Source organism: Streptomyces sp. NRRL WC-3549, assembly GCF_000721935.1.
Taxonomy (GTDB): domain Bacteria; phylum Actinomycetota; class Actinomycetes; order Streptomycetales; family Streptomycetaceae; genus Streptomyces.
In genome coordinates, this window is sequence record NZ_KL585400.1 from 23,123 (window position 1) to 23,327 (window position 205).

Here is a 205-nt window from a genome sequence, read left to right on the forward strand (position 1 = left end):
AGCCAGTGACGGGGCTGGTCGACGTGGCCGTACATCATGGTCGAGGAGGAGCGCAGGCCGACCTCGTGCGCCGTCTTGATCACCTCCAGCCAGGTGGCCGTGGGGAGCTTGCCCTTGGTGAGGATCCAGCGGACCTCGTCGTCCAGGATCTCGGCGGCGGTGCCGGGGATCGAGCCGAGGCCGGCCTCCTTGGCGGCGAGCAGCC

1 protein-coding gene is annotated in these 205 nt (G+C 70.2%); it reads right to left on the bottom strand.

Annotation, left to right across the window (positions count from 1 at the left end; all coding sequences use genetic code 11):
- The coding region (locus tag IH13_RS0115870; protein ID WP_037841468.1) for a hypothetical protein at positions 1 to 205 on the bottom strand (205 nt) is incomplete at both ends.